The sequence below is a fragment of the Streptomyces sp. NPDC050509 genome, from assembly GCF_044457965.1.
In the GTDB taxonomy this organism is placed as follows: domain Bacteria; phylum Actinomycetota; class Actinomycetes; order Streptomycetales; family Streptomycetaceae; genus Streptomyces.
Genome location: NZ_JBITHL010000011.1, coordinates 49269 through 65219, shown reverse-complemented (window position 1 = coordinate 65219; position 15951 = coordinate 49269). Strand labels below are relative to the sequence as shown.

The window sequence follows — 15951 nt, the reverse complement described above, 5'->3', positions numbered from 1 at the left end:
TCGTAGGGAGTCAACGGGCGGCGGCCGGCGCCTGGAACAGCGCCTGCCAGTACCAGGTGAAGGGTGCCGCCCACGCGTCGGCGACACAGCTCCAGCCGGAGCCCGGTCGGTAGGCGTCGACGAATTTTCTGGCCTGGCCGCGCACCGCACGGTTGTCGTGGACGTCGATGACCTCGGTCAGCGGTCCCGCGTCGAGCGCGCGGGCGAGGGCGTCGTCACCGCGCGCGTGGTCGTCGAGGCTCTTGTCCATGTACTTGCCGACCGGATTGTTGGTGTAGAAGAAGCGGCAGCGCCCGGCGATCAGCGCCATGTAGTACCCGAAGGTTCCCCGGTCCATTTCGGCGAGCGAGTCGATATTGATGGCGAGATCGAACCCGTCGCCGAGCGGAGCCGTCTCCAGTTCATCGATGGGGATGAACGTCACCTTGCCGAACTGTTCCTCGGAAAGGACGGTCCGCAGGTATTTCCTGGAGAGGGCCATGGTGGTCGGCAGGTCGATGATCGTGTACGAGGCGATGTCCTGGTTCGACATGAGCGTGTGGCAGGTACGGCCGTACCCCGCGCCGATCTCCAGCACCCGCGCGCCGTCGAGCTCGACGTTCTTCCCGATGAACTCCAGGTCCCGCACGGCCCGCAGGTAGTCGAGGCACACCTGCTCCCCGTCGTACGTGACGGAGTACGGCTGCCCGAGTTCGCGCCCGGTGATCCGGCGCAGCCGCTCCCAGTCGTCCGCGCTCAACTGGCCGGCCAGGTTGTAGACGAGCGTCTTCAGGTAGCGGACACCGTTGGTGCGGACGTCGAAACAGGTCAGCCGGTAATTGACCTGGCTTCTCTTGAAGTCGGCGAGGTCACCGATCCGTTCTTCGTTGACCTCGTTCTCGCCGATGTATTTCCAGAGTTCGTTCACCTGCGGCTGCGCACCCATCGAACACCTTTCCCGAAATGAATCCAACACGTCGGAGAATATGGGCCGGTAATCATCGGTGACAAGATTGAACATGGGTGCACAAAAAAAAGCAAGGGGCGCCCTGATGGGGAATCAGGGCGCCCCTGCGGCTTTTACCGTCGAAAGGTCAGCTCCTGGTGCGCGGCCCGACGGTGAAGCCGGGGCTGGCGCCGACCGCCGCCGCGGCGAAGGGCTCCAGCGCCCAGCCGGGGTTGCTCTGTTCCCAGGCCGCGGCGGGGTGCGAGACGGACACGCACGGGTCCACCGGGGCCACGGCCGCGAGAAGGTAGCGGGCGTCGCGGCCCACCACGGTGTCCGGGACGGCGGGCGGACGGGCCAGGGCGCCGCCGAGATGACGGATGTTCATGATCACCATGGTGGGTCCGGTCAGCCGGGCCAGGGACTCCAGGGCCGTCGGGTCCAACGAGTCGACCAGGAGGTTCTCCCCGATGTACGGGCCGGGGTTGTCCGGCTCGGCGTGCACCCGGGCGTAGTCGGCGAACCGCATCGGCGCCAGGCTGTCCTCGATCGGCCGCGCGATTCCGCGCAGCGGTGCGACGAGCCCGTCGGCCTCCTCCTTCGTACCGCGCAGGGCGACGGCGATGCGGGCGATCCGGCGACCGCGCAGCTTCGGGGGCAGGTAGTCGAGGTCGGGGAAGGACATCACCCGTAGCGTGGAGGTGAGTTCGTCCGGCAGGCCTGCCGTCGTCCACTCCCGGAACGCGTGCAGCACGGCCGGGTCGCCGTCGGTGCCCGTCGTACCGATGTCGAAGGTGAGCCCGCCGCCCTGGAGGGCACCCTCCGGCAGCAGGCCGATGGTCATCCCGGTGACGACGAGCCCGTCCACCGGTCCGCTGCCGCGCAGGCCGGCGAAGAGACCGGCGTCGTCCGGGCCGACCTCGCGCTCGACGCCGACCTCGGTGACGACCGTGAAGGAGCGGACGAGGTCGCTGGCCCAGCCGTCCGAGCGGGCCAGCAGGCTGATCCCCCCGCTCAGGGTGTAGCCGACGGCTCCCACGGAGCCCATGCTGCCGCTGGGCGGTATGAGTCCGTGCGGGGCGGCGGCCTCCATGACGTCGCGCCATGTCGCGCCGCCCTGGACGCGGGCGGTGCGCGCGGCGGGATCGACGTGGACACCGTTCAGCCGGCGCAGCGCCAGCAGGACTCCCCCGTCGGCCGCGTGGCGCATGCCGTGCCCGGTGTTGTGCACCGTGACCGGAACGCCGTGCTCACCGGCCAGGCGCAGCACGGTCCGTACGTCGGAGGCGTCGCGCGCCCCGACCACGACGTCCGGCTGATGGCGCAGCGCGAGCTGGAAACTGGCGAGTTCCTCGGTGAAACCGCTGTCCTCGGGTTGCAGCACCGGGCCGGTGACGGCGTCGGCCAGGGCCTTGGCCAGGCTGGATGCTTCGTTGGAGAGGGTCATGTCCGTCCTTGTCATCGACGTGCTCGACTGCGCTCGGTGGGGCGGGGTCCGTCCGGGATCGTCCGGCCGGTCAGGCTCCGGTCGTGGAGCCGGGGCGGACGATCATCAGGACGACGACGGTGGCCCAGAGCAGGTTGAAGATGCCGGTGACCATGGCCAGCCGAGCCGCGCCCGCGCGGGTCGTCGCGGCGGTGGTGGTGGCTGTGCCCCCGGCGGTCGTGGGGGCGGTGCCCGTGGGGGCGGCTTCCGTGGGGGCGGTGCCCGTGGGGGCGGTGTCCGTGGGGACGGTGTCCGTTCCCGTACCCGCGGGCTCGGGCTGGGGCAGCAGCCGCTCCTGCCCGGGCAGGATGACCGCCAGCAGCAGAGCCGCGGCGATCGCGGTGAGAACGATCGAGACGACGAGCCAGGCATCGGTCAGCACACCCATCTGGGCGCCGGTGGCGATACCGAAGACCGGTACGGCGACGCCGACGACGGTGTATCCGCGGCAGATCCGGTGCAGGAGCGCCGCGGTCTGGGGGGTGCGCTCCTCCGTGCTCTGCTCGTCCGCGGCCTGCGGACGCACGAAGCGGGGGAACATCGATGCCGCCACCGTGATCGGCCCGATCGCCAGAATCGCCGCCAAGACATGCACGGAGAGCAGGAATTTGGTCACCAGAAGCCCCTTCGAGAGCTGGATTGCGTGGCAATACGTTGGCTGCCAACCAATAGGTAGCACACTCAGCGGTCTCTACGTAGGCTGCCTACTCACCCAGGGCGGGTTTCGGCCACCGACGAGCGCCGGCCAGACACCCGCCCGGCCCTCGACCGGTCCACGGCGCCGACGCTGACCGGTCGTCGGTACGCGGCCCTCGTCCCGGTCTGAACAGCCCGCCGCTGGGCTAGCGTTCCGCCGTATCCACAACGGACGAGGAGAAAGGCAGAGCCTTGGCGAACGTTCTCGTGGCCACCGCGCCGGCCGAGGGCCATGTCAATGTCATGGCGCATCTGGTGAAGGAACTCGTGCGGCGCGGAAACACGGTGACCTGGTACACCGGCAAGGTGTTCCAGGAGCGTGTCGAAAGGACCGGTGCCCGGTTCTCCCCGATCGTCTCCGGGTTCGACTACGGCGGAATGACGCACGAGGAGGCGTTCCCCGAGCACAACGGCCTGACCGGCGTCAGGGGAATGACCGCGGTCTTCCGGGACGTCTTCCTCGGAACCGCCCCCGACCAGCTACGGGACCTCTCGGCGCTGGCGCGGGAGGTGCGGCCGGATGTCGTGGTCACCGACGAGACCACCTACGCGGGCGGCTTTCTCAGCGAGCTGACGGGGGTTCCGCTGGTGTGGATGGCCACCTCGATCTACACGCTCAGCAGCCGGGACACCGCCCCGTTCGGCATGGGGCTGAAGCCGAGCGCCACCGTCCTCGGGCGGCTGCGCAACCGGGTCCTGAAGTGGACCGCGGATCATGTCCTCATGCGCGAACTGCGCCGGGAGGCCACCCGTACGCGCTCCCTGGTGGGTCTGGCGCCGCTGGACGCCGGGGCGTTCGAGAACATCATCCGGATGCCGTCGCTGTATCTGCTGGGGACGGTTCCGTCCTTCGAGTACCCGCGCGGCGATCTGCTTCCGCAGACCCGGTTCGTCGGCCCCATCACCGGTGCGGTCACCGACGCGTTCGACCCGCCGCCCTGGTGGGACGACCTCTCGGCGTACGGCACGGTGGTGCACGTGACGCAGGGCACCGTCGCCAACGAGCCGGAGCGTCTGCTGCGGCCCGCGATCCGCGCGCTGTCCGGACTCGACGCCCTCGTCGTCCTCACCACCGGGGTTCCGCCCGAGAAGCTCGACCTGGGGCCGCTCCCGGACAACGTACGGGTGGAGCGGTTCGTGCCGTACCACCATCTCCTCCCGCACGCGGACCTGCTCGTCACCAACGGCGGGTACGGCGGTGTGACCGCGGCGCTGACCAACGGGGTGCCGCTCGTCGTGGCCTCGGCGACCGAGGACAAGAACGAGGTCGGCGCGCACGTCGGCTGGTCCGGGGCCGGCGTGCACCTCAAGGCCGGTGACGACCTGGAGCGCCGGTTGCGCACGGCGGTACGCCGCGTCCTCGCCGAGCCCGCCTACCGCGAGCGCGCCCGGCGGTTCGGCGAGGAGTACCGCGCGCTCGACGGGCCCCGCCGGGCCGCCGAGCTCATCGAGGAACTGGTGGCCGGCGCCGCCCCGCAGGACCGGGCGGGCCACCCCTCGCCCCGTCACCCGTAGCGGACGGCGGCCGCGATCACGTCGCAGATCCGGTCGACGTCCCCCGGCGAGACCGCCAGGCCCGTGGGCAGGGCGAGCACCCGCTCCGTCAGTGTCTCGGTCGCCGACAGGTCCACCGGCGTGTGCACCGCGTCCGCCCGGTAGGGCGGCATGCGGTGGCAGCCCGGTGCGAAGTACCTCTTGGCGCGGATGTTCTCCGCGCCGAGAATGTCGCACAGCCGGTCCCGGTGGAGGCCGGCCACCGCCGGGTCCACCTGTACGACGACGTACTGGTGGTTGTGGGTCTGCCCTTCCGGGCCCGCCATCAGCGTCACGCCGGGCACGTCCCGCAACCCCTCCTCGTACCGCAGGTGGATCGTCCGGTAGGCCCTCAGCGTCTCGTCGAGGCGCTCGATGGACGCGATGCCCATCGCCGCCGACGACTCGTTCATCTTCGCGTTCGTGCCCGGCCCCGCCACCTCCATCGCCTCGTCGAAGCCGAAGTTGTGGAGCGACCTGACCCGCGCGTGGACCTCGGCGGAGTCGGTGGCGACCAGCCCGCCCTCGAAGCAGTTGAGGACCTTCGTGGCGTGGAAGCTGAACACCTCCGCCGTCCCGGTGGGACCCGGCCGCAGGGGCCGGCAGCCGAAGGCCTGGGCCGCGTCGAGGACGAGCGGCACACCCGCCCCTCGGGCGACGTCGTCCAGTCCTGCCAGGTCGCACAGGTTGCCCCAGAGGTGCACGCCCAGGACCGCGCCCGTACGGGAGTTGACCGCCTTGGCGACCGAGCGGGGGTCCAGGGTGCCCGTCCCGGGATCGATGTCGCAGAACACCGGCGTGAGGCCGATCCAGCTCATCGCGTGCGCGGTCGCCACGAAGGTGAACGACGGCATGATCACCTCGCCGGTGACCCCGCACGCCTTCATGGCGACCTGCAACGCGGTGGTGGCGTTGTTCATCGCCGTGTTGTGCCGGCGCAGGGTCCGCCGCGCCGTGAGCTCCTCGAACCGCCGCACCAAAGGGCCGAGGTTGCTGAGCCAGCGGCGGTCGATGGCCTCGCTCACCAGCTCCAGGTAGCGGTCCTTCGCCGGTACGTTGGGCGTTCCGACCCGGATGTCCTCGGCGAAGCCCGGCGTACCCCCGAAGTACGCCAGGTCGTCGCGGGTCCGTTTGGTCCGTACGGCGCCCCCGCCGCCGGTCATGTCGCCGGCCAGACGGCATAGCCACGCAGCCCGTACATCAGGGGCCGCGGGGCCGGCGACCAGGTGGCCGACCGCTCGACCCGGCCGAGGACCACCGTGTGGTCGCCGACCGTGTCGGCCTTCACCAGGCGGCAGTCGGCCACCGCGTGCGCGTCCTCGGGCAGATACGGGCCGCCGCGGCCCGGCGCGCCCTCCCAGCGCACCCGGTCGAACCGGTCGGCCGCCCCAGAGGCGAACAGCTCGGCGACCGGGCGACCGGAGTCGCCCAGCAGGTTCACCGAGAAGCGTTCCGCCTCCAGCACGGCGGCCAGGGTCGGGCTGCCGTTCCTGAGGCACACCAGGAGGGTCGGCGGGTCGAGGGTGACACTGCACAGGGACGAACAGGTCATCCCCCAGGGCCGGTTCGCCGCGTCGAAGGCCGTGACCACCGTGACACCGGTGGGATACGCGGACATCAACTCGCGGAACGCACCGGGGGCGAGAGTGGCCGCCGATGAGGTGTCGTGCGCGATCATCCCGGCATCACCAGGTCTTCCTTCCGTTGTACGGGCGTGTCCTGACGTCAGCGCATCCGGGCGAGGTACTCGTACTGTCCCGGCAGGCTGCGGACCAGTTCGGCCGCCGTGGCGCGCACCCGCGCGAACTCCTCGGCCGCGGCGGTGGGATCCATCAGGTCCAGCGCGCCGGGCGCGCGCAGCGGGATCCCCTTGAGGCCCATCAGCATCGCCACGTACGAGTACGCCTCGAAGCCGTGGTAGTGGGGGAAGATGTTCTCGGCGTCCGGTGTCTTGTGCTGCCACTGCTCCAGCCGCGCGGCCAGCCCGTCGGGCACCGCACGGGTCTTGGCGTCCCGCCAGTACGCGTTGTCGTCGCGCGCCGCGCCCTTGTAGTGGAGCACGAGGAACTCCCGTACGCCGTCGAGGCAGTTGTTCACCGCGCGGTTGTACGAGTCGCGCAGCCGCGGCGACCAGTCCTCCTGCGGGAAATGCTTCACCAACTGCTCGATGCCGTGCTGGATGAAGAAGATCCCGGTCGACTCCAGCGGCTCGACGAAGCCGCTCGCCAGACCGATGGCCACGCAGTTCTTCGTCCAGGAGTTACGGCTGCGGCCGATCCGCATGCGGATGTGGTTCGCCTCCATCCCCTCCGCGGCGGGCCCCACGAACGCGCGCAGCGTCCGCTCGGCCTCCTCCGGCCCGCAGTAGTCGCTCGCGTACACGTAGCCCGTACCGACGCGGTCGAAGAGCGGGATCGTCCAGATCCAGCCGGCCTCCTGGGCGGTGGCCCGGGTGTACGGCGGCATGCCCGCCTTCGCCGTGTCCACCGGGACCCGCAGCGCCACCGCCCGGTCGTTGGGCAGGGTGTCCTGGTAGGAGACGAACGGCTCCTCAAGGGCCTCGTTCACCAACAGCCCCTTGAAACCGGTGCAGTCGACGAAGAGGTCGCCCTCCAGGTCCCCGTGGTCGCGCGTGGCCACCGTCTTGATCCAGCCCCGGTCGTCGAGCGTGACGTCGACCACGTCGTCGACCACGTGCCGTACGCCACGGCTGACGCCGTACTCGGTGAGGTACTTCGCGAGCAGCGCCGCGTCGAAGTGGTAGGCGTACGGGAACTGGGTGTCCTGCTCGCTCAGGGTGGACCGGAAGGCGGCGGACCCGGGCCCGAGGTCGTTCTCGGACCGTTCGAAGATGGTGCCGTCGAGGTAGCGCGGCGAGCGCATGGAGTCGCCCAACGCCGCCATCACGAAGTTGTCGGCGTCGAACCGGTCCGACGGCCGCAGCTTCAGCCACCAGTCCGTCAGCGGGAAGCCGTCCACGACGCGCAGCCGCTCGAAGGGGTGGTAGAAGTGCGTTCCGGGGGCCGACCAGTCCTGGAAGCGGATGCCCAGCTTGTAGGAGGCGTTGCAGGCGGGCATCCAGTCGGTCTCCTTGAGACCGAGGAACTCGAAGAAGTGGCGCACCGTGCTGAACGTGGCCTCGCCCACGCCGATCGTGGGCACCCGGTCGGACTCCACGACGGTCACCGATATCCGGTCGCCGAATGCGGCCTTGAGATAACCGGCGCTCATCCAGCCGGATGTGCCGCCGCCCACGATCACTACCTTGTCGAGCATGCTCGTCACCTTTCTGTTGTTTTCCTGACGGTTCTGAGTACGCCGGATTCCCGCACGTGATTGACGGGTTCTCAGGCGCGCGGAATGCCGCGCAGTGCATCGGGCAGGCGATCGAGATTCACCATGTTGCACCAGGTGCTCGCAGGTTCGTCCAGGTCGTGGAGGGCGCCGTATTCCTCGCCGGCCCGGGTCAGCATGAAGTGCAGATCACTGGCCAGTCCGAGGAAGGTGAACCCGTCGTCGATACGGTCCCGGACGGAGGCGGAGTCCCGGCACAGGGTGCCGAAGGGAACACCGTGCTCGCGGCAGGCTTCGGTCACGGTCCGTACGGCGTCGAGGAACGCCGGTTCCGCGCTCCAGAACCTCGCCGGGAGCCCCAGCGAGAGATGCAGGTCGTTCGGGCCGATGAAGACCAGGTCGACGCCCTTGACGGCAAGGATCTCCTTGATGTTCGCCACGCCCTGGGCGGTCTCGATCTGGACGCCGACGAGGATCTCGTCGTTGGCCTCCGCGAGGTAGCCGGGGGCGTTCACACCGAACCCGACGTGCGGGTGCATCCCTCCGCCGCCGCGCTCGCCCCGGGGCGGGAACCGGGCGTAGCGTACGGCGTCCTCGGCCTCCTGGGCGGTGTTCACCATCGGCACGATCACACCCTGGGCGCCCGCGTCCAGCGCGTGCTTGATGTGGTCGATGGTGCCCGCCGCGACCCGGGCGACCGGGGTGATCTCGCCGCCGCTCAGGTCGGAGACCGTGCTGAAGAGGTGGCTGGCGGTCGTGTGGTCGACCGGTGTGTGCTCGAAGTCCACGAGCATCCAGCGGAACGCGCCCTGCGCGACCAGGAGTCGGGTCGCCGGCACGCTGTGCAGTTGGAGCCAGGTGCCCACGGCCGGGCTCCCCCGCCGGATCAGCTCAAGTGTCTTGTTGTTCCGCAGCATCAGTCTGTTTCCTCTTTCGGTTGTCCACGTGCAGACCGTGGGTGTGCAGGAATTCCTCGATGCGTTCGGTGATCGTCGAAAAGATCGACTCCAGCGTTTCCCGGTCGGCCTGTTCCGTCTTGAGCAGCTCGGCGAAGAGGATCGCCGCGCCGGAATTGGAGACCCATTCCGGGACGATGGTCAGTCCCTGCCGAATCCAGCGTGTTCTCACTTCTGCCGTGGCGAAGGCGTTGTTGGCGCCGCAGACCACCACGTGTCCGCCGCCGTTCGCGAACTCCCGCAGGACCCCGTCGGTCAGGGCGTAGCGGGTCGCGCAGGGCGTCAGGACATCGGCGCCGGCCGCGGCGGCGAACTCGGTGAGCAGCGCCTCGTCGGAGCGGCCGGCGCCGCGCGGCACCCATTTCCAGCCCGGGAGCGGGTTCTCCCCGACGAGGTCGCCGAAGGCCGGCCGGTCGTCCCGCCCGGCCCGGCGGCGCAGGAGTTCGGGGATGTCGATGCCGTCGGGGTCGAGGAGGTAGCCGTCCTTCTCGCAGAGGGCGGTGACCTGGCCGATGCCGCGCGAGGTGAGCGAGTACGCCGCGTTCGAACCGACGCTGCCGAAGCCCTGGACCGCCACGCGCGGTGTGCCATCGGTGGAGAGCCGGATCGCCTCGGCGACGGAGTGTCCGGTGGCGGCGTCGTCGACCGTGGCGTGTTCGTTCCAGGGCCGGGCCAGCCGCCGCGGCATGGCGGGCGCCTGGGAGGCGATGCCGGCGTGCCGGGCCAGGGTGGCGGCCATCGCGGCGAACGCCGTCGGCAGGGCGAGGTCCTCGCGTGCGATGCGCTCGATGACGTCCCTGCTGGTGTACAGGTCGGCCCCGGTGCTCCAGTCCCGTGCGATGACCTCGCGGTGCGCGAGCATGAACCGGCGCAGCACGCCCTCGGCCTCCGGGGAGGCGGGGTCGTACCGTATGCCGCCCTTGCCGCCGCCGAACCGCGGGCGTTGCAGGGTGTTCTTCAGCGTCATGGTGGAGGCCAGGTCGGCCACCTCCGACAGCGTGACGTTCGGGTGCATGAACAGGCCCCCGCCCGAGACGCCGCCGACCAGGCTGTCGATGACGAGCCAGCCCTCCGCCTCGGTCCGGTCGTCCCGCCAGTGGAACACCTTGGCGAGCTGGTGAGTCGTGGTCACGTCGTGGTCACCCTCCGTTGGGCCGTGACGGCCGTGACGGCCGGGCCGCCACGGGTACGCGGCGGTCGCGTGCGTAGATGTCGAGTGCTTCCCGGTAGGTGGAGCTGACGAAGTTGACCAGGGTGGGAAGGGGGACGGCGTCCGGGGCCGCGGGCCGCGGGCCCGTGCCGTTCAGCTCCTCGTAGTTGGCCAGGGAGAGGGCCGCGGCGGCCTCGTGTTCGGGGAGGCGTTCCCGCTGGTACGCGTCGAGGGCGGCGGCCTGGTCGCCCGGCCGGCGCGCCAGGGACCGGGCGAGTACGGCGCAGTCCTCCAGGCCGAGGTTGACGCCCTGGCCCAGGAAGGGCGCCACGGTGTGCGCCGCGTCGCCGACCAGCAGGACGGAGCCGTCGTGGACCACCGGGGCCGATGCCAGCACCGAGATGGGGGTCACCGGCACCTTCGACGGATCGGGCTCGGCCGGGTGGAAGATCTCGGCCGCGTCGGGGAAGTGCCGGCGCAGGAAGGCGCGCAGGGCCTCCTCCGTCATGAGGTCGGCGAAGGCCGGGGAGCTTGGGGAGCCCGGGGAGCCCTCCCGCGGCAGGACGAGCGTGCAGCGCAGCGAGCCGTCGTGGCTGGGCAGGCCGACCATGAAGAACCCGTCGCGGGGCCAGACGTGGATCGCCCGCGGTGTCATGCGCCCGTCCCTGTGTCCGTCCCCGCCCCGGTCCTCGTCCCCGTCCGGGGGTCGCAGGGTGATCTCCCGGTACTCGACGCCGGTCCGGTGCTGCCGGCAGTGCGTCAGCCCCCGTTCGGCGAGTTGGTCGCGGACCGCGGAGTGTGTTCCGTCGGCGCCGACGAGCAGGTCGTACTCCGTCTCCCAGGAGCGGCCCCGCCGGTCGGTGAGGGCGACCCTGCGGGTGACGGGGTCGACGCCGGTGCACTCCGTACCGAAAGTGAAGCGCACCGTGGGAACGGCGTCGGCGCTCGTCATCAGCAGCAGGTTCAGGTCGTTGCGGTCGATCGACAGGTTCCGCCAGTCGTCGCGCCCGTACCCGGCGGCGTCCACCCGCCCGTCGGGACGGTGGCGTACACGGCGGTCCATCGGCACCACGAGCCGGTCCAGGGCCGCGCGGTCGCAGAACCCGTCCAGGGCGTCGATGCCCCTCGGTGACAGGGACAGGTTGATCGTGCGGCCGTCGTACCGCAGCCCGTGCTCGGTGTAGTGCGGACGCTTCTCGTGGACGTCGACGGTGTAGCCGTGCCGGGCGAGGACCTGGGCGGCCAGACAGCCGACCGGTCCCGCTCCCACCACCACCGCCCTGGGGGCGGACGTACCTCTGCTCGTCCTCGCGGACATCGGGATCACCACCGTTCTCCTGCCTGGGTCACCGGCGCTCAGACCGCGCCGACGGTGGCCAGGACCTTCCGCAGGCTCTCGATCACCCGGTCCTGCCGGTCCGGGGCGAGCGAGGGGTACATGGGCAGGGAGAAGATCTCCCCGGCGAGCCGTTCGGTGACCGGCAGGGACACCTCGGCGGCCTCGGTGTGCGCGAAGCCGGCCATCGTGTGCACCGGCCACGGGTAACTCACGTTGAGGTGGACGCCGTGGGCGCGCAGGCCTTCGATGACGGCGTCGCGGGCCGGGTGCCTGACGACGTAGAGGTAGTGGACGTGGTCGTTGCCCGGCGCGGTCTCCGGCAGGACGAGAGCGGTGTCGGCGAGCCCCTCGCGGTAGCGGTCGGCCACCCTGCGCCGGGCCGCGATGTACCCCTCCAGCCGCCGCAGCTTGCGCCGGAGGATCTCCGCCTGGACCTCGTCGAGCCGGCTGTTGTGGCCGGGGAGCGCCTCGACGTAGTAGCGCTCCTCCATGCCGTAGTAGCGCAGGCGGCGCAGGTTCTTCGCGACGTCCTCGCGGTCGGTGAGCGTGGCACCGCCGTCGCCGTAGGCGCCCAGCACCTTCGTCGGGTAGAAGGAGAAGGCGGCGGCGGCACCTGTCGTACCGGCGAGTCTGCCGTGCTGGCGCGCTCCGTGGGCCTGGGCGCAGTCCTCCACGATGTCCAGGCCGTGTGCCTCGGCCACTTCGACGACCGGCGCCATCGGCACGCACTGGCCGTAGAGGTGCACCGGCAGGACACAGCGGGTCCGTTCCGTCACGGCGTCGGCCAGGCGGGCGGTGTCCATCAGGTACGTCGCCGGGTCGATGTCCACGAACTTCGGGGTCGCGCCGGTGCCGGCGATCGCCACGACGGTCGGGGCGGCGGTGTTGGAGACGGTGATGACCTCGTCGCCCGGGCCGATGCCCAGCGCCTCCAGGGCGAGTTTCACCGCGTTGGTGCCGTTGTCGACCCCGACGCAGTCGCGTACGCCGTGGAAACCCGCGAACTCTTTTTCGAACGCGGAAACACTGGGACCGAGAATGAGTTGGCCCGAGGAGAACACCGAGTCGACCGCGTCCAGAATGTCGTCGCGTTCGGCGTTGTACTCATCCTCGTAGGACCACACCAGGGTCGTCATCCGATACTCCAACCTCGTCTTCGCCACATACGGGGACCCATAAGGGAATTCGGACAAAAGAAGTTCCAGCGGGGCCGCGGTCAGCCGGGGAGCGTGCCGACGAACGCCCCCGGCCCGCCGTTGCCCAGGTCGAGGAGTTCGGCGTCCAGGCCGGCCTCCTGGAACGCGGTCAGGTAGGTCTCGCGGGGGAACAGCGCCATGACGTGCTCGTCGGTGAAGTGCCAGATGCCCTCACCGGTCCGGGCGACCACGTAGTGCACGGTCATCCGGCTGATGTCGCCCTCTCCGACCGTGTACGAGACCCGGGACAGCCTGGTTCCCTCGAACTCGACGACGTCACCGCCGACATGGCCGTCGACGAAGGTGTCGGGGAACCACCACGGTTCGACCACCAGAACTCCGCCGGGCCGGAGGTGGCGACGCAGGCAGCGCAGGGTGGCCCGCAGTTCGGCAACGCCGCGGATGTTTCCGACCGCGCTGAAGAGGCAGGTCACCGCGTCGAATCGGCGCCCGAGGTCGAAGTCGCGCATGTCCGCCCGGTGGAGGGGCACCCCGGGCAGCCGCTGCCGCGCGTGGCGGATCATGGGCTCGGCGAGGTCGGCCCCCTCCACCCGGTCGAAGGCCCGGGCGAAGTGGTGCAGGTGGGTGCCCGGCCCGCAGCCCACGTCCAGCAGGTCGCGGGCGCCCGGGTTGCGGTCCTTGACCAGGCCGACGACCGTGGCCGCCTCGGTCTCGTAGTCCTTGCCGCGGCCCAGGTAGATCGCCTCGTACAGCGGTGCGACATCGTAGATCGTGTGGGCCGCGGCCAGCGCGCGGCCCCACTCGGTCGTCGGGGCGGTCGTCATCCGGACGTCTCCACCAGGTCCTCGATCCGGGCGACGATGTCGGACGGGGTGGGCAGGCCGCGGATCTCCTCGCGCACCTCGTGGACGGCCGCCTTCATCTTCCCGTCCGCGAGGACCGTTTCGAGCAGGTCACGGCCGAGCGCCTCGGGCGGCGCCGCCAGGCCGACCCCCCGGTTCCCGACCGCGTCCATGATGAGCGGCCGGCCGAGGCCGCCGAAGGCGGGGATGATCTGGGGGATGCCGCTCATGACGGCCGCGAAGGCGGAACCGGGCCCTCCGTGGTGGATCACCAGCGAGCTGCACTCCATCAGCGAGACCAGCGGCGCCCAGCCGACCGAGATCATGTTGTCGGGCAGCGGTCCGAACGGTTCCAGATCCATGGTGGGCGCCGCCAGCACGAACTGGGCGTCCATGTGTCCGGCCGCGTCCATGAGGTTCCGTACGACGCGCTCGGTCTCCTGCGGCGGCGGCCCGCTGCCGAACGTCACGGCGATACGCGGGGTCCCGTTCCGCCGGGCCTCCACCAGGTAGTCGTAGACACCGGACGGGAAGACACCGCCGCCGTTGAAGGGGACGACGCCCATCTGCCAGGCACCGGGCTCGATCCCGCCCATGCTCGGCGGGGTGATGTCGATGGTCGCCAGCGTCTTGGGCAGTTCCACGCCGTGCGCCTCGAAGAGGTCGCTGTGCAGGTGACGCATCAGTTGCGGCGAGTCGTCGGTGCGGACCATGCCGAACTCGTTGCGCACCGCGGGGATGCCGAGCTTGGCCGCGGCGATCAGGCCGGGGGTCAGCAGGGGCGAGTAGACGATGACGTCCGGCTGCCACTCCTCGGCCGTACGGATCATGTTCTCGACCAGCGTGGGCTGCAGGCGCAGCGCCGACGAGACCGCCAGGCCGATGGTCTGGTGGTAGTCGGGGTCCAGGGAGTCGTTGTTCAGCCGCGCGATCACGTCCGGGTGGTTCTGCGCGAGCTTGGCCTGCATCTGCGTCAGGGACAGGCCCGGGGCCATGTCGACGCACCGTACGCCCGCCTCGCCCAGCATCAGACCGGGGCCGGCCGAGGCGACGAGTACCTCGTGCCCGGCCATCTGCAGGGCCCAGCCGAGCGGCACCATCGGAAAGGCGTGACCGGCACCGGGGGTGATCATCATCAACACGCGCACGGCGCATCATCTCCTCGGACGTAGCAGACGTAACAGACGCAACGGAAGTAACGGATGTAACGGATGTAACGGATGTAACGAGAGGGGTGAAAGTGACTGAAGTGACGAGATGTCAGCGGGAACGGCGGGACGGCAGCGCTCACCGCAATTCCGGAGCAGGATGTTCCGGGCGCAGCCCGATGCCGATCGTGCGCGCCGGGCCGGCCTGGAGCACGGGCAGTCGCTTGAGGATCCTCAGCACCACCGGCGTGGTGGACCTGCCCTCTCCGCGCACCCACGGTTCCAGGAACCGGCTCTGCAGGAACCGCTGGAGCCGCTGGGTCATCACCGTGGGCGGTGTACGACGCCTCTGGACGCGCGCCAGGTGGCGGTCGGTGACCGTCCCGGAAGCCAGCGGTCCGGCGAGGATGTTGGCGGCGGCCACGGCGTCCTGGATCGCGAGGTTGATCCCGACGCCCATGATGGGCGACATGGTGTGGGCCGCGTCCCCGAGGCAGAGCAGCCCGGGACGCCACCAGCGCGGGAGGCGATCGATCTGTACGTCCAGGGCCTTGACGTCGTCCCAGGTGCGTACCTCGTGCACCCGGTCCGCGAGGAAGGGGGTGAGTTCGGCCAGGGTCCGGCGGAACCAGTCGAGACCGTGCGCCTTCACCTCGTCGTATCCGCCCTTGCGGACGGTGTAGGCGGTCTGCCAGTGCGTCTGGCGTTCGATCCGGACGAGCAGCTTCCCGTTGGAGAGCCGGCCCACCATCCCGCCCGGATCACCCTCCTTCTTCGAGAGCTGGAACCACAGGATGTCCATGCCCGAGCCAAAGACCCGGGGCCGCAGCCCCGCGTCCTGGCGCAGTGCCGACCGCCGGCCGTCGGCCGCCACCGTGAGGTCGGCCCGCAGTTCGTGCTCCCCCGTCGCGTCGCGGTAGCGCAGCCCGGTGATCCGGCCGTTCTCCTCGATCGCCCCGGTGACCTCGCTGTCCCGGTACAGCCGGAAGTTCGGGAACCGGCTCGCCTCCTCGGCCAGGAAGCTCAGGAAGTCCCACTGCGGCAGGAACGTGATGTGCTTGAACTTGCCGGGAAGGCGGCGGAAGTCGGCGAGAGTGAACGGCCCGTCGTCGGTGACCACCTGCAGCCGGTGGATCTGCTGGTGAGCCAGTTTCATGAATTCTTCCTGCAGCCCCAGTTCCCCCATCAGCCGGAGGGTCGAGGCATGCACGGTGTCGCCGCGGAAGTCGCGCAGGAAATCGCTGTGCTTCTCAAGGACAACGGTATTGACCCCGGCCCTGGCCAGCAACATTCCGAGCATGAGTCCGGCCGGGCCGGCACCGGCAATGGCGCACGTCGTCGTACTGGTTCCCACTTTCCCCCACATTCTGTGTTCAGCTCTCGCGGAACGATTCACCAAATGGAAGTACCGCCGGAAGACGTTGC

14 protein-coding genes are annotated in these 15951 nt (G+C 70.2%); 1 reads left to right on the top strand and 13 read right to left on the bottom strand.

The window, feature by feature from the left end; all coding sequences use genetic code 11:
* Positions 1-10: 10 nt before the first annotated feature.
* The 3 genes from ACIBJC_RS29045 to ACIBJC_RS29035 form a co-directional block, all read right to left on the bottom strand.
* Positions 11-925 (bottom strand): putative sugar O-methyltransferase, encoded by a 915-nt coding sequence (locus ACIBJC_RS29045; RefSeq protein ID WP_399297448.1) that lies wholly within the window; start codon positions 923-925, stop codon positions 11-13.
* 148 nt (positions 926-1073) lie between these two features.
* A complete protein-coding gene (locus tag ACIBJC_RS29040) occupies positions 1074-2372 on the bottom strand; it encodes an FAD-binding oxidoreductase (RefSeq protein ID WP_399297446.1) in 1299 nt (432 codons plus the stop codon).
* A 70-nt stretch (positions 2373-2442) separates the two neighbouring features.
* Entirely contained in the window at positions 2443-3027 is a 585-nt protein-coding gene (locus tag ACIBJC_RS29035; RefSeq protein ID WP_399297444.1) for a hypothetical protein, read from the bottom strand.
* A 272-nt stretch (positions 3028-3299) separates the two neighbouring features.
* Between ACIBJC_RS29035 and ACIBJC_RS29030 the strand changes: the two genes are divergently transcribed.
* Positions 3300-4622, top strand: coding sequence for a glycosyltransferase (locus ACIBJC_RS29030; protein ID WP_399297442.1), 1323 nt, complete (start codon positions 3300-3302; stop codon positions 4620-4622).
* Here the strand turns inward: ACIBJC_RS29030 and ACIBJC_RS29025 are convergent.
* From ACIBJC_RS29025 to ACIBJC_RS28980, 10 genes are all read right to left on the bottom strand, one after another.
* Positions 4613-5803 (bottom strand): DegT/DnrJ/EryC1/StrS family aminotransferase, encoded by a 1191-nt coding sequence (locus tag ACIBJC_RS29025; RefSeq protein WP_399297440.1) that lies wholly within the window; start codon positions 5801-5803, stop codon positions 4613-4615. The genes ACIBJC_RS29030 and ACIBJC_RS29025 overlap by 10 nt on opposite strands.
* Complete coding sequence (locus ACIBJC_RS29020) at positions 5800-6318, bottom strand: flavin reductase family protein (RefSeq protein WP_399297438.1); 519 nt, start codon at positions 6316-6318, stop codon at positions 5800-5802. The genes ACIBJC_RS29025 and ACIBJC_RS29020 overlap by 4 nt, the downstream gene beginning before the upstream one ends.
* Positions 6319-6365: 47 nt before the next feature.
* Positions 6366-7916, bottom strand: coding sequence for a tryptophan halogenase family protein (locus ACIBJC_RS29015; protein ID WP_399297436.1), 1551 nt, complete (start codon positions 7914-7916; stop codon positions 6366-6368).
* A gap of 71 nt (positions 7917-7987) precedes the next feature.
* Positions 7988-8851: an HpcH/HpaI aldolase/citrate lyase family protein gene (locus tag ACIBJC_RS29010; RefSeq protein ID WP_399297434.1), complete on the bottom strand. Its 864-nt coding sequence runs from the start codon at positions 8849-8851 to the stop codon at positions 7988-7990.
* The gene (locus ACIBJC_RS29005; RefSeq protein ID WP_399297432.1) at positions 8826-10022 is read right to left on the bottom strand and encodes a Glu/Leu/Phe/Val dehydrogenase dimerization domain-containing protein; all 1197 of its coding nucleotides are present in this window, start codon (positions 10020-10022) and stop codon (positions 8826-8828) included. Before ACIBJC_RS29005 ends, ACIBJC_RS29010 begins: the two co-directional genes overlap by 26 nt.
* 7 nt (positions 10023-10029) lie before the next feature.
* Positions 10030-11358, bottom strand: coding sequence for an FAD-dependent oxidoreductase (locus ACIBJC_RS29000; protein WP_399297430.1), 1329 nt, complete (start codon positions 11356-11358; stop codon positions 10030-10032).
* Positions 11359-11396: 38 nt separating this feature from the next.
* Entirely contained in the window at positions 11397-12515 is a 1119-nt protein-coding gene (locus tag ACIBJC_RS28995; protein ID WP_399297428.1) for a DegT/DnrJ/EryC1/StrS family aminotransferase, read from the bottom strand.
* 80 nt (positions 12516-12595) lie between these two features.
* Positions 12596-13360 (bottom strand): class I SAM-dependent methyltransferase, encoded by a 765-nt coding sequence (locus ACIBJC_RS28990; protein WP_399297426.1) that lies wholly within the window; start codon positions 13358-13360, stop codon positions 12596-12598.
* The gene (locus tag ACIBJC_RS28985; RefSeq protein ID WP_399297424.1) at positions 13357-14526 is read right to left on the bottom strand and encodes a nucleotide disphospho-sugar-binding domain-containing protein; all 1170 of its coding nucleotides are present in this window, start codon (positions 14524-14526) and stop codon (positions 13357-13359) included. The genes ACIBJC_RS28990 and ACIBJC_RS28985 overlap by 4 nt, the downstream gene beginning before the upstream one ends.
* A gap of 139 nt (positions 14527-14665) precedes the next feature.
* Positions 14666-15892: an FAD-dependent oxidoreductase gene (locus ACIBJC_RS28980; RefSeq protein WP_399297422.1), complete on the bottom strand. Its 1227-nt coding sequence runs from the start codon at positions 15890-15892 to the stop codon at positions 14666-14668.
* Positions 15893-15951 lie beyond the last annotated feature (59 nt).